At 36.9% G+C, this 13,784-nt stretch carries 12 protein-coding genes and 1 pseudogene; 6 read left to right on the forward strand and 7 right to left on the reverse strand.

What is annotated here, in order from left to right; genetic code table 11:
* Positions 1 to 48 precede the first annotated feature (48 nt).
* The 3 genes from ACR1PO_RS08250 to ACR1PO_RS08260 all read right to left on the reverse strand — a co-directional run bounded on the left by ACR1PO_RS08250 (position 49) and on the right by ACR1PO_RS08260 (position 2,733).
* The gene (locus ACR1PO_RS08250) at positions 49 to 1,359 is read right to left on the reverse strand and encodes an ABC transporter permease (RefSeq protein WP_433986453.1); all 1,311 of its coding nucleotides are present in this window, start codon (positions 1,357 to 1,359) and stop codon (positions 49 to 51) included.
* A 4-nt stretch (positions 1,360 to 1,363) separates the two neighbouring features.
* Positions 1,364 to 2,275 carry an ABC transporter ATP-binding protein gene (locus tag ACR1PO_RS08255; RefSeq protein WP_433986454.1) on the reverse strand — a complete coding sequence of 304 codons (912 nt, stop codon included), beginning with the start codon at positions 2,273 to 2,275 and terminating at the stop codon, positions 1,364 to 1,366.
* 107 nt (positions 2,276 to 2,382) lie between these two features.
* Positions 2,383 to 2,733, reverse strand: a complete 351-nt coding sequence (locus ACR1PO_RS08260) for a T9SS type A sorting domain-containing protein (protein ID WP_002977152.1) — start codon at positions 2,731 to 2,733, stop codon at positions 2,383 to 2,385.
* Positions 2,734 to 2,851: 118 nt separating this feature from the next.
* Between ACR1PO_RS08260 and hemB the strand changes: the two genes are divergently transcribed.
* Positions 2,852 to 3,841, forward strand: coding sequence for a porphobilinogen synthase (gene hemB, locus ACR1PO_RS08265; protein WP_433986455.1), 990 nt, complete (start codon positions 2,852 to 2,854; stop codon positions 3,839 to 3,841).
* Between the two features lie 76 nt (positions 3,842 to 3,917).
* Here the strand turns inward: hemB and ACR1PO_RS08270 are convergent, their stop codons facing one another.
* Positions 3,918 to 4,211 carry a TM2 domain-containing protein gene (locus ACR1PO_RS08270; protein WP_332385088.1) on the reverse strand — a complete coding sequence of 98 codons (294 nt, stop codon included), beginning with the start codon at positions 4,209 to 4,211 and terminating at the stop codon, positions 3,918 to 3,920.
* 187 nt (positions 4,212 to 4,398) lie between these two features.
* Between ACR1PO_RS08270 and lptB the strand changes: the two are divergent.
* Positions 4,399 to 5,124, forward strand: a pseudogene (lptB, locus tag ACR1PO_RS08275) (LPS export ABC transporter ATP-binding protein); the annotation flags it as partial.
* A 504-nt stretch (positions 5,125 to 5,628) separates the two neighbouring features.
* Complete coding sequence (locus ACR1PO_RS08280) at positions 5,629 to 7,356, forward strand: ABC transporter ATP-binding protein (protein ID WP_433986511.1); 1,728 nt, start codon at positions 5,629 to 5,631, stop codon at positions 7,354 to 7,356.
* 53 nt (positions 7,357 to 7,409) lie between these two features.
* Here ACR1PO_RS08280 and ACR1PO_RS08285 read toward each other — a convergent pair whose 3' ends face one another.
* Positions 7,410 to 7,874 carry a carboxymuconolactone decarboxylase family protein gene (locus tag ACR1PO_RS08285; RefSeq protein WP_332385090.1) on the reverse strand — a complete coding sequence of 155 codons (465 nt, stop codon included), beginning with the start codon at positions 7,872 to 7,874 and terminating at the stop codon, positions 7,410 to 7,412.
* Between the two features lie 178 nt (positions 7,875 to 8,052).
* Entirely contained in the window at positions 8,053 to 8,625 is a 573-nt protein-coding gene (locus tag ACR1PO_RS08290; RefSeq protein WP_433986456.1) for a Crp/Fnr family transcriptional regulator, read from the reverse strand.
* 89 nt (positions 8,626 to 8,714) lie between these two features.
* Between ACR1PO_RS08290 and ACR1PO_RS08295 the strand changes: the two genes are divergently transcribed.
* Positions 8,715 to 9,668 carry a helix-turn-helix transcriptional regulator gene (locus ACR1PO_RS08295; protein ID WP_433986457.1) on the forward strand — a complete coding sequence of 318 codons (954 nt, stop codon included), beginning with the start codon at positions 8,715 to 8,717 and terminating at the stop codon, positions 9,666 to 9,668.
* 65 nt (positions 9,669 to 9,733) lie between these two features.
* Here the strand turns inward: ACR1PO_RS08295 and ACR1PO_RS08300 are convergent, their stop codons facing one another.
* A complete protein-coding gene (locus ACR1PO_RS08300) occupies positions 9,734 to 10,225 on the reverse strand; it encodes a DinB family protein (protein ID WP_332385095.1) in 492 nt (163 codons plus the stop codon).
* Positions 10,226 to 10,395: 170 nt separating this feature from the next.
* Between ACR1PO_RS08300 and ACR1PO_RS08305 the strand changes: the two genes are divergently transcribed.
* Together ACR1PO_RS08305 and ACR1PO_RS08310 are read left to right on the forward strand one after the other, a co-directional pair.
* Positions 10,396 to 10,980: a hypothetical protein gene (locus tag ACR1PO_RS08305; RefSeq protein WP_433986458.1), complete on the forward strand. Its 585-nt coding sequence runs from the start codon at positions 10,396 to 10,398 to the stop codon at positions 10,978 to 10,980.
* Positions 10,981 to 11,315: 335 nt separating this feature from the next.
* Positions 11,316 to 13,736, forward strand: coding sequence for a TonB-dependent receptor plug domain-containing protein (locus ACR1PO_RS08310; protein ID WP_433986459.1), 2,421 nt, complete (start codon positions 11,316 to 11,318; stop codon positions 13,734 to 13,736).
* Positions 13,737 to 13,784 lie beyond the last annotated feature (48 nt).

The raw sequence follows: 13,784 nt of genomic DNA on the forward strand, positions 1-13,784 counted from the left end.
ATAATTTTCTCAGCCTTTTCGCTGTTACGATTTCACCATTTAGCATAATTACCCTTTAATCCACTTCCAAAGCTCTTTTAAAGTAGCCTTATTTCCGTACATCAAAATACCCACACGATAAATTTTTCCTGCCAGAAAGATCATAAAAATAGTGGTTGCCAGCAATAGTACAATAGATAATACTATTTGCCAGACAGGGACTCCAAACGGGATTCTGGCAATCATAGCCACCGGTGAAGTAAACGGAATAATTGACAGCCAGAAACCTAACGGACCATCAGGATTATTCATCAAAGAAAAACTTCCATACATCCCTAAGGTCAAAGGTAAAATCGCAAATAAGGTAAATTGCTGCGTCTCTGTTTCGTTATCCACAGCAGAACCGATTGCAGCATAAATAGAACTGTAGAAGATATACCCTAAAAGGAAGAAAACGATGAATACAAAGATGATTAGCGGGAAGTTCAGCTCCAGTAAGCTATGAGAAATCTGGGTAGCAAGCTGTCCTACATCCAGTTTGCTTGCAAGTTCTTCATTTCCTCCCGGAATATTTTTCTGAATAGGAGAAAAACCTGTATTTAATACCAGTGCACCAATTACTGACATTGTAATCCAGATTATAAATTGTGTCAGTGCAACCATCGTTACCCCTAGAATTTTGCCCATCATCAGTTCAAAAGGCTTTACAGAAGAAATAATGATTTCCACAACACGGTTATTCTTTTCCTCAAGCACACTTCTCATTACCCTTACCCCATAAATAATGATGAACATGAAAGTGACATACATCAGCACCATGCTCAGCCCGGATTTAACTCCAAAGACAAGATCAGAGTCCTCTTTATTGTTATCTGTAACATTGATGGTTTTTAAGGTAAAGCTTTTATCCAGATTATTCAATTGAACTTCCTGGATACCCAGCTGCTTGATTTTTTCTTTTCTGACAACATTGCTGATGTCAGATACAATTCTCTGTTTCGTATCAAATCCTATTTTGCTGTTGATGATCAGTCTGGTATCATTTTCAAGCTCGTCAAAATTCTGGTTTTTCAGTTCCGGGAGAATCAGGATGCCATCCAGAGATTCATTGCCTTTTAAATTGTTAATTTTGGATTTTTCGTCGGCTGCAGAAACAAAAACGTAATTTAATTTATCATTGGATTTCAGCTGGTTGGTAAACAGTCCGCTCTTGTCAACCACCTCTATAATACTATGTGACTCGTTTGCCTTAAACATTAATCCGATCACAGCCCCGAAAGCAATGATCATGATAGGAGCAAGCAGGGTCAATATAATGAAAGATTTTTTCTTAACCTGTGTCAGAAATTCTCTTTTGGTAATTAAAAAAATATTATTCATAAAATTAAGAATGGTTACTTACAGCATTAATAAACACTTCATTCATACTTGGGATTCTTTCGTCGAATGATCTTACTTTACCTACCTGTACAAGGTCAAGGAGAATACTATTCTGGCTTTCTTCATTTTTCAGGTCAAAGGAAACAAGATTGTTTTCATTTGATACATTGAAAATCTCATATTTGTTTCTGAAATTTTCAAACTGATCATTACTGACTTCAGAAAGAGTAATACCGAAGATATTTTTCTTGAATTTTTCTCTTACATCAAAAACCCTTCCGTCAATGATTTTTTTCGAATTGTTGATCAAAGCCACATAATCACACATTTCCTCCACACTTTCCATCCTGTGGGTAGAAAGAATGATGGTTGTACCGTTATTTTTAAGATCAATGATCTGATCTTTGATTAAATTGGCATTTACCGGATCAAAACCTGAAAAAGGCTCATCAAGAATCAAAAGGTGCGGTCTGTGAAGAACCGTAACTACAAACTGAATTTTTTGCGCCATCCCTTTAGAAAGTTCTGAAAGCTTTTTCTTCCACCATTGGTCAATATTCAGTTTTTCAAACCATTTTTTGGCTTCATTCAAAGCATCACTTTTGGTCATGCCTTTCAGTTCACCGAAATAAAGGATCTGATCTCCAACCGTCATGTTTTTATACAGCCCTCTTTCTTCAGGCATGTAGCCAATATCTTTAATATGGCTTGGGTTCAGTTTCTGTCCGTTAATAAAAATATCGCCTGAGTCTGCCTGAGTAATTTGGTTAATGATACGGATAAAAGAAGTTTTTCCGGCTCCGTTAGGACCTAAAAGGCCGTAAATACTGGCTTTTGGTACATGGATGCTGAAATCATCCAGAGCGACCTTTTTTCCGGCATTATAGGTCTTTTTAATATGTTCAGCTTTTAGCATTAAATTGTTCTTTTTACAATTAGTATAAAAAAGTTCCGAAAGTTACGGAAATATTAAAACAGAATTAATGTAAAAGAAAAAATCCTGATGATTATCAGGATTTTAATTTATTGTTTCACGATTTGAGTAACTTTCTGCGTGTTGTCACTTAATATATAACGGATCATATACTTTCCGGGTTTCAATTTTTCAATATTGATCTCTCCGGAATTCATGTTCACAGTATAATTGGCAACCTGCATACCCAAAATTGAATAGAAAGTCACACTTTTGATCCTTAAAGAAGAATCTTTTGCCTTAATAATAAGGAAATCCTTTGCAGGATTTGGATAAGCAAGCAATACACCATCATCCGCCTTTTGAGTGATGGAACCCGGCTCCCTAAGCTGAGCTTTAAAATTGTTGGAAAATCCAACAAAAGTGCCTACAAATAGAAATAAAAGTAAAAGTTTTTTCATCAAATTTATAATTTCTCGAATATATATAACAAATGTAATACATTCTGCAATTTCATACAATAGTTTTTTGCAGAACTTATATTAAATTTGTAGAAACTTATTCAAAAAGTATTCCAAAATGATACATTCAAGAAATAGAAGACTTAGAGTTAATGAATCTATCAGAAGTCTGGTAAGAGAAAGTGTGCTTACAACTGATGATTTTGTAATGCCGATCTTCGTAATGGAGGGCGAAAACAAGCAGGAGGCAATCCCGTCTATGCCGGGAATTTTCAGGCGCAGTGTAGATTTAACAGTGAAGGAATGTAAGGAATTATTTTCTTTGGGAGTAAAAGCTGTCAATTTGTACATGAAAGTGTCAGAACATGTGAAAGACAATACAGGAAAAGAAGCATGGAACAAAGACGGATTGATGCAGAACACGATCAAGGCCATTAAAGATGCCGTTCCGGGGATGGTAGTTATGCCTGACGTAGCGCTGGATCCTTACTCGATCTATGGACATGACGGAATCATTGAGAACGGAAAAGTCCTGAATGATGCCACCAATGATGCACTGGCAAGAATGTCAGTATCTCACGCAGAAGCAGGAGCTGATCTTGTGGCACCAAGTGATATGATGGATGGAAGGGTACAGGTTATCCGTGAAGCATTGGAAGAAAACGGATTTACAGACGTAGGAATTGTAAGCTATGCTGCCAAATATGCTAGCTCTTTCTATGGGCCTTTCAGAAGTGCTTTAGACAGTGCCCCGAAAGACAACATGGAAATTCCGAAAGATAAAAAAACCTATCAGATGGATTTTCACAATACCCGTGAAGCATTGAATGAGGTATTTAAAGATATTGACGAAGGGGCAGATGTTATCATGATCAAGCCGGGATTGCCCTATCTGGATATTGTTTCCAAAGTGCGTGAAGCCATTGATCTTCCGATCGCAGTATACAATGTAAGTGGTGAATATGCCATGGTAAAGGCAGCTGCTCAAAACGGCTGGCTGGATAACGACAAAACAATCATTGAAAGCTTAACGTGCTTCAAAAGAGCAGGGGCAGATATGATCTTTACCTATTTTGCAAAAGAAGCGGCGGTCTTATTAAACAAATAAGATGATATTCATTCAAATAAAAAGCCGGCTGTTCTGATCAGAACAGCCGGCTTTTTATTATTAAGTTCATTATTTCTTATAACCATCCTTTTTTGCCATACACATACGTGTCATCGAATTGCTTGTCACTCATAAAGAGGTATAAAATACCTTCAATAAAAGGGATAACAGAGGCTGCTCCAAAAGTGACAATGTTAAGGACCAGCTGAATAACAGCTTCTTTCTTATAGCCCAGGTAAAATTTATTTAAAGCCAGCCAGCCTACGAGAATTCCCAACAGAGCAGCAGGGATTTTCTTTTCCGAACGGTAAGGGACACCGCTTTGCTGGTTTTGTACATCTTCTGTTTTTGTGTAACCGTAATTTTCCATTGCTTAGTATTTTGTAATTGATTGATATGTTTTATAATAAGTAGTTTAAAATGATAAAAAGTTACAGGAAGCAAAAGAATGGAAAGCCGAAATTGCCAATTCACTTAATTCCCCCTCTGCTATTTGTCTTTTAGCCTTTTTGTTTTTTCGCCTATCTGCGAGTTTATATTTTTGATATATTTGCCCTATGATTTTACGAGGAGAAAACTTAATCAAGGAATACGGTCCTAAAAAAGTTGTAAAAGGCGTTTCTGTACAGGTTCAACAGGGAGAAATTGTTGGTTTGCTGGGTCCTAACGGAGCAGGAAAAACCACATCGTTTTATATGATCGTAGGGTTGGTTAAGCCAACTTCAGGAAAGATTTTCCTGGATAAACAGGAGATCACTACGGATGCTATGTACCGAAGAGCTCAAAAGGGAATCGGGTACCTTGCTCAGGAAGCTTCAGTGTTCAGAAAGCTTTCTGTGGAGGAAAATATTATGGGAGTATTGCAGCTGACCAAGCTTTCAAAACGTGAGCAGCAGATCAAATGTGATGAACTGATAGAAGAATTCTCTTTGCAGCATGTTCGTAAAAACAGGGGAGATCTTCTTTCCGGAGGAGAAAGGCGTAGAACAGAAATTGCACGCTGTCTTGCCACAAGTCCGAACTTTATCCTTCTGGATGAGCCTTTCGCCGGAGTAGACCCTATTGCTGTGGAAGATATCCAGAAAATTGTAAGAAGTCTTGTTGATAAAAACATCGGAATCCTGATTACCGATCACAACGTACAGCAGACCCTGGCAATTACCAATAAAACGTACATTATGTTTGAAGGAAAGATCCTTAAAGAAGGGCTTCCTGAAGACCTAGCGAACGACCCGCAGGTAAGAGAGGCTTATCTGGGTGAAAACTTCGTATATCAGAGTATTTTAGATAAGCCTAAAAAGAAAAAATATGCCTATAACATCTGGGCAGGAAACTTTGATTCAAAAGCACAGCTGCAGGGATTTGTGGATGAAAATTTCAAACAGTTTGATGATCTGAGGCTCATGTATGGCTTCGAGGATATCAGTTTTGCTTCATTAGCCAACTCTGAAATTGAACATATCTTTAATGATGTTGTAGATAAGAATGCCAACAACTCCTTTGTTTTCCAGAAAAAAGAAATCAACAGCCAATATTCTCTTGAACAGGCGGAAGCAGAATCTAAAGAAGCCAGCAGAAAAGAACTGCATTACCTTACGACTTATATGTATGAAGGATAAAATATAAAGCATTTATTTGCTGAACATGATAATAAAACGTACCTTTTTCTTTTGAAAGCGGTACGTTTTTCATTTAAAATGATTTCTATGGCTAAACCTTTTAACAGAACCGTTACCTTATTCGGAATTTATAAGCAGCTTGTCCCGTTCATCAGACCTTACCGATTAATGATCTACGGAACCCTGTTTCTTACTTTTCTCGGCGCTCTGGCCGCACAGGTCAACCCGATTGTTTTAAAATACACGGTAGATGAGGTTACCAAGCTTACGCATCTCCCACATCCGATGTCGGAAGGGATTCATATTCTTATCATTATTTCCGTTATTTTATTGGGAAAGGAACTTTTGAATATTTTTATCAATTTCGGACAGAAATTTTATGGGGAAAAGATCAGGATCAATGTCAGTTCTGTGCTGGCACAATCGGCGATTGATAAAATTTTGACTTACAGAGTTGCCTATTTTAATGACGAAAACCATGAATCCGGAAAATTACAGATCAGGATAGACCGTGGAATAGAAAGCCTTACGAGACTGGTACAGAATTTTTTTATTGATATTTTACCATTATTTTCCAATGCCATCATAGCGCTGGTTATTATGTACATGCAGAATGTGTATGTGGGGCTTGTTTCCACTATTATTGTTCCTATCTATTTCTACATCAGCTCTCTGCAGGCTAAAAAACTGAGCGGGGTCCGCCGTCAGCTTAGAAATCAAAGGGAAAGAAAAACGTCAGGACTTCTGAACCTGATCAATTCGATTATGGTGATTAAAAGTTTTGTCCGTGAAAAATTTGAAGGAAAGAAACAATATGATCTTCAGATGGAGCTCATGGAAAGCCAGATGGTGACAAGAAGAACCAACTTTATTTATGATGGGTTGAAAACCTTTATTGAGCAGTTCGGGGTGGTTTTGATCATTCTTTTAACCGTTTATCTGGTTCTTGATCAGCAAATGACTATTGGTGCTATTATGCTTCATATCATGCTTTTTAACAATGTTTCGGCACCCATCCGCCAGCTGCACAGGATTTATGATGATATGAATGATGCCATGATTTATGCCGAAGGTTATTTCGATATTTTAAATGCTGATGACGAAGCTGAACCGAATGGAAATTTTGCAGAAAGAGAAATCAAAGGAACTTTTGAATTGAAAAATGTTGATTTTACCTATCCCAACGGTACAAAGGCTTTACATAATGTTTCCATGAAAATTGAAAACGGGAAAACAACAGCTTTGGTAGGGCTGAGTGGCGCAGGAAAATCAACAGTCATCAATCTTTTGTGTAAATTTTACCTTCCCGATTCGGGAGAGATTGTATTGGATGGAGTAAACCTTAATGAATATGACAATACTTTCCTGAGAAGTGACCTGGGGCTTGTTCTTCAGAAAAATCATATTTTCCAGGGAAGTATTGAAGATAATATCCGGTATGGAGATATGAATGCAAGTTTTGAAGAAATTCAGGAAGCCGCAAAAAAAGCTTATCTGCACGAGCAGATTATGGATCTTCCCGAGAAGTATCAGCATGATGCAACGCAACTTTCCGGAGGACAGCAGCAGAGAATTGCCATTGCAAGGCTGTTCCTTAAAAATCCTCCTATCATCTTTCTGGATGAACCGACCGCCAGCCTGGACGCCATTGCTACGGAACAGATTAAAAATTCTCTGGATGCGATAAAAGAAGGAAGAACAGTTATCATTATTTCTCATTCCCTGTCACAGATACTGGATTCTGATATCATTTATGTAATGAAAAAAGGAAGAGTAGTAGAGAACGGAACGCATGATGAACTCTACAATAAAGAAGGTACTTACCGTGAAATTTTTGATGCTTCCGCCCGCAGCCTGAATCTGGATAAACTGGTCAATACTTTTAAAGAAAATTAAAAAAACTCAGCGGTCAGGCTGAGTTTTTACATTTTTTAGATTTTTAGAATTGTTTACTGGGCTTTTTCAGAAACCTGATAGGCTCCTACATCCGCTCCAAAGGCAATATTGATTCTGTTGTAGCTGTTAATCGCAATGACAGCCATGGTTAAATCTACCATTTCGGTTTCGGAAAAGTAATGACTTACTTTTGTATAGATTTCATCACTCACTTCTTTACCATTTAAAGCCGTTAAAGTTTCTGCCCATAATAATCCGGCTTTTTCTTTATCAGTATAAAATGAGCACTCTCTCCATGCACTTACCAGAAATATTCTCTGTTCCGTTTCTCCTTTCGCTCTTAATTCTTTGGAATGCATATCCAGGCAAAAAGCACATCCGTTCATTTGGGAAACCCTGAAATACACCAGTTCAAGAAATGAATTATCCAGTGAAGAGTTCTGTACCTGAAATCCCATGTTGTGAAGGGCATTTACAGCTTTGTTTCCTACCGCAAATGCGTTGATTCTTTGTGACATAATATTTGTTTTTTTGATTAATTATGTGACAAATGTAGAACTGTATTTTCCTGAATTTTTTTACAAATGATAAATTTTAAAAAGAAAGATTTTAAAAACTGGATGTTAGAAGTTACTATTAGGTAGATGATATATATTCGGTTCAATAACTTTCCTCTTCCTGCCTCCAGCTTCCTTTCTAAAACTTCTGTGCCCTGATCCTGCTCAAAGAAACCTGAGTGATTCCGATATAATCTGCAAGATCTCCAAGGCTGATGCGCCGGATAAGATCAGGTCTTTGTTTCAGAAAATTATGATAGCGTTTTTTTCCGTCATCTTCCAGCATTTCACTGATTCTTCCCATCATATTGACCGGAGCCTTTGAATACAGTTTGCTGAAAAGTGTTTCCGCTGTGTGATACTTTTTACACAATCCTTCAACAACGTCTCTATGCACACGCAGAACATCAGTAGGTTCCAGAGCTACGATCATATATTTCGACGGCTGCCCTGTAAGAAAACCACTCAGTTCAGCGAAGAATGCATTTTCTGCAAAAAATGTCATGATGAAATCTTTATCACCATTATCAAAAAACAGCTTTACCAATCCTTTTTCAATAAAATAGAAATACCTGCAGGTTTCATCGGCTTTGAGCAGAAAATCCCCTTTCCTGTAAGTTTTAGTTTCAAGATGAGAAACAAGTTCGTCCATGACTGCCTGTTCCGGTTTCAAAATTTTTTCAATAGACTGAACAAAATGAGTATGAAGCATAAAGAAAGAGTCTGTTTTGCAAAATAAATTTAATAAAAAACCTGTCATATGTATAAGTTACCAAAAAAGAATTTTAGCTTTGTTACCTAATGAACGACCACTACCTTAAAAAACTTGATCGGGTAACGTCTATCCTTACCCAGTTACAGTCTAAACCTGTTGTGCGGGCACAGGATCTGGCTGAAAAGTTCGATGTAAGTATCCGAACCATTTATCGTGATGTGAAAACCCTGGAAAATGCAGGGATTCCTATTGTCGGAGAGGCCGGTAACGGGTATTCTCTAATGGATGGTTACAAGCTTCCTCCGATTATGTTTACCAAAGAAGAGGTCTTAAGCTTCATTACTGCTGAAAAGCTGATGCAGAAATTTTCCCATCAAAGTTTGGGAAATCATTATCAGGCAGCCATGGAGAAAGTACGGTCAGTATTGAAATATTCTGATAAAAACCTGATCAAAAATATAGAAAAGCAGATTGACGTTTTCAGCTTTCATACGGATTCCGGAGACTCACTGAAAAATGTAATTCCTATTATTCTTGAAAGTATCGCAGAGAAAACACAGCTGATTATAAAGTATCAGACGGTAGACGGAAGAGTGAACCACAGAACCATTGAAACCGTCGGGATGTTTTTTGAATTTAATTTCTGGTACATCATGGCGTTTTGTACTTTAAGGAAAGATTTCAGGCAGTTTCGTATAGACCGTATCCTGGAAATTTCAAAAACACAGAATCCTTTTTTGCAGGAATACGGCCAGGTGAATGATTACCGTAAAAAATCCAATGGAAATAAAGAAAGAGCTAAACTTCTGGTGGATAAAAAGGTCATGTCTCACCTGGTGAATTCTAAAAAATATTACGGACTTATAGAAGAAGTGGAAACCGAACAAGGAGTAGAACTCACTTTTGAAACAGAATGGATGAGCGATGGTTTCCCCCGCTGGCTCATTACTTTTGCAGATTATGCTACTGTGCTTGAACCGGATAGTCTTCGCATACGATTGAATGAACTGCTGAGAAAAATGACAGAAAGACATCAATAAAACCCCAACAGATATCTGTTGAGGTTTAAAGACTTAATTGAGGCAAATAAATGAAATGGCTTTTATTAGAATCTTTCCCAGAAGAAAGGCGGTTCAATACCTAAAGCTCTTAGGTAAACATATCCCTGGCCGCGGTGGTGGATTTCATTGTCAATGAAATAAAGGATATTTTCATACACCGGAAATTCATATTGTCCGAAAAGGTTAAATACCTCCTGGAAACGTTCTTCTGAAATCTGATTGAAATAGTGGTTGATTACTTCTGTCTCTTCATCCCATTTTTTTAACAGCTCTTCCTTAGAAGCAGGATTGAAGCCGTCTTCACTATAACCTTCCATATTTCCTTCAATAATCCCTTTCAAAGCAGGGCCTGCAATGTTGATCATCTCTGTGGCAAGTTTGGCAAAAGGCCTCATACCTCCGACAGAAAATTCAAATAATTCTTTTTCAGGAAAAGCTTCAATTACTCTTCTTGTAAGATTTCTGTGTCCCTGCCAGTCTTTTAGTAACTGATCTGTGGTCATAAATTGCTTAGTGGCTGTGGCTGTAGTTGTCATAATATTATTGTTTTTGTTTGTTGTTGATACAAAGGTAAGATGAGGTAATGACAACAGTTTGTCAGTAGGATTTCCGGGATTAAAAAAATATTTTTTCCTTTGCTAAAATATCCTGACTTACTTTTCCGTTAGAAGAAAGGATATTAATAAAAATCGCTATTATTAGAATTATGAAGAAGTATATTTTGCCTGCTATCACCACTTTTTTATTAGTATCATGCAATAAGATTGAGGAAAAAATAGACCAGACTGTTCAGAAAACAACCGAAACCGTACAGCAGAAAGCGCAGCAGGCTGTAGAAGAAACGGTGAAAAAAACGGTCAATGAATCTGTGAATTCTTTAATTAATTCCGAAGACGTTAAGTTTAATACTGTTTTTCCAGGTAAAGGACCTTCCATTGTTTCCGAAGAGAAAGGAAAAAAGATTAAAATTCCGGGAAGGCCGGAAGGCTATATCTTTAAATATAAAGCGGATATTGCTGTTTTACTGCCGTTTTTAGAAGCGCAGCCCACCTCCGATGAAAGCAAATCTGATAAAACTGCGCGTAAGATTGACGGACAAAGTATTGTAGATAAAATAAGCTTTCTGTCGAAATTCCTTCCTGACAATACATTTGATGCCAAAATTCTTGAAGATATTAAATCCGATAAGAATATTCAGTATTATAAGCTGAAAAGATTTCCCTACAGCAGTACCATTATCTACAACCCAAAAAATCAGACCATCATACAATACGTAGAGGTAAATAAATAATTTGGATATGGCCGGTTTCTCCCGGCCATTTTTTATTCCCATTCATTGCAAGCCATAAACGACGCGATCTCAACCCGTTGAAAACTACTTATCAGAATGAATGAACTCCTATTTATTTCTGATGTTAACTAATTAATTTTTTTATATAAATATGGTGTTATTGATTTATTTTTTTTCATATTATTAATAAATAACCTTATGTTTTCTAGATCAATTATTGTTTTTGTGAAATGGTATAGTTTTCGCAATTATGAAATAGAATTGTTATTATATATTTTATTTTTGTGATTAATATTGATTTTTTTATTAGATTTATTGAATATTTAATAATTGATATGAAAAATAATTTATTTAATGGTAAAATCTATGCATTAGTATTAAGCGGAGCTGGTGCTATGGGATATGCTCAGGACAGCATAAAACAAAATAAAATAGATGAAGTTGTGGTTACAACGGGTAGAACTAAGCCAAGAACCATCATTACCTCAGCAATTCCTATTGATAATATTTCTGCTGTACAATTAAAATCTACAGGGCAGGTTACTTTTGACAAAGCTTTAACCTATGCTGTTCCCTCTTTCAATTCATCACAACAGACTGTTTCTGATGCAACGGCTCATTTCGATCCGGCTGATTTAAGAGGATTAGGACCATCCAGAACATTAGTGTTAGTCAATAATAAAAGAAAAAATCAAAGTGCTCTTATTTATGTAAATGATACACCTGGAAAAGGTGAAGTAGGTACAGATCTGAAAAGTATCCCATCAGCAGCTTTGCAGAATGTAGAAGTATTAAGAGATGGGGCATCTGCACAATATGGCTCTGATGCTATTGCAGGTGTAATCAATATTATTCTTAAAAACAGCGTTGGAAAAAGCACCGTCAATCTTTTTTCAGGGATTACTTCAAAAGGAGACGGCTTTAATATCGGAGCAGATTTCAACACAGGAATCAGGGTTGCAAAAAATGGAAGTTTAAATCTTACACTAGGATTTTCATCTCAAAATAAAACCAACCGCGCAGGTGCTGTTACAAAAGATGAGCTTTTTGGTGTGGATAATGCCTGGACGCAGGCTAATCCTGGTTTAGGAATGATTATCGGACAGCCGGAAACAAAAGTTGCCAATATGTTTGTAAATTTTGAATTGCCGACTAGTGAAACGGGTAAATTTTATGCGTTTGGTGGTACAACTTACAGAAATGGGACCAGTTTCGCTTTGTATAGAACACCTTATTGGGTATCTTCAGATTTTGGATTATTAACTCCAAAAGGACAGCCTTACAATGGATTTCAGCCGGAATTTAAAACAGATGTTTATGATTATAATTTAACCTCCGGTTGGAAAGGTATGTTTGGAAAATGGAATTTTGACGGGAGTGCAACTTTTGGCTCTAATGCAGTAGATTATGTTGTAGGCAACACTATTAATGTTTCTTTGGGTGCAAATTCACCAACCCGTTTTAAAGCTGGTGGCCATCAGTTCAGTAATATTATAGGGAACATAGATATCAGCCGGGATTTTGGTGCGCTTGTTTTAGGAGCCGGAGCAGAAGTGCGTAATGAAAACTATCAGGCGAAAGCAGGAGAAGAGGCATCTTATACAGGAAGTGGCGCAGAATCATTTCCAGGGCTGCAGCCTCAAAATGAAGTTAATAAAAATCGTCAGAACATTGGAGCTTATGTGAATGCTGAATGGGATGTTACGAAAAACCTGTTGCTTGGAGGAACTGTGAGATATGAAAACTTCAGTGATTTTGGAAATAATGTTTCCTGGAAAGGAAATGCGAGATATAAGTTCCTGGATGATAAATTAGTTTTCCGTGGATCTGTTTCTACGGGATTTCGGGCACCTTCATTACATCAGATTTATTATTCCAATGTTCAGACCAAAATTACAGGGAATACTGTAGCTAATCAGGGTACTTTTAATAATGACTCTCAAATTGTAAGATCTGATCTTGGCGTACCAAAATTAAATGCCGAAAAAGCCTTTAACATTACCGGAGGATTTGCAGTAAAACCTTTTAAAAACCTTACTATTACAGCGGATTATTATAGAATAAAAATTAAAGACCGGGTACTTTTCTCAGGAGATATTGGTTACAAAACCGGTGCTCCGGGGAGTCCGGATTTAACAAATCCTGTGGAAGTCATATTAAACAATAATAAAATAACATCCCTGAAGTTTTTCACGAATGCTGTAAATACAGTTACTCAGGGGATAGATTTCGTTGCCAATTATTATACTTCTGCTATTGGAAAAGGAAGATTGGGAGTTATTGCTGCTTTCAATTACAATGAAACTAAAATAGTGGATAATATCGCCGTTCCACCTATTTTGGCTCAAAATGGTTACTCAGAAAACTTTTTTGACAGAAAAGAGCAATCCAGAATTATCTCTGCAAGGCCAAAGACAAAAACTATTCTGAGCCTTTCGTATGACATTACAAAGTTTAATTTTAACTTAAATAATACTTATTTTGGTTCTGTTACCTGGCAGCACGCTACAGATCCTGCCAAAGATCAGACGTTTTCCGGTAAGGTAGTTACAGATGTAGTTTTAACCTATAAAATCACGAATGATCTTAAAGTTTCCGGGGTCGTAAATAATTTATTTAATATTTATCCGGATGTAATAGACAGCAAAGGAGATGTGGTAACAGATCTTGGAGGGAGGTTCAGATATCCCTGGGAGGTCAACCAGTTCGGATTTAATGGGACAACTTTTCAGCTCAATGTCAATTATACTTTTTAATCTAAAGAGAAAGTATCTCAAAAGACATAAAACCTGCCTATGCAAATA

Origin of the sequence: Chryseobacterium amylolyticum (assembly GCF_051011775.1) — a bacterium.
Taxonomy (GTDB): domain Bacteria; phylum Bacteroidota; class Bacteroidia; order Flavobacteriales; family Weeksellaceae; genus Chryseobacterium.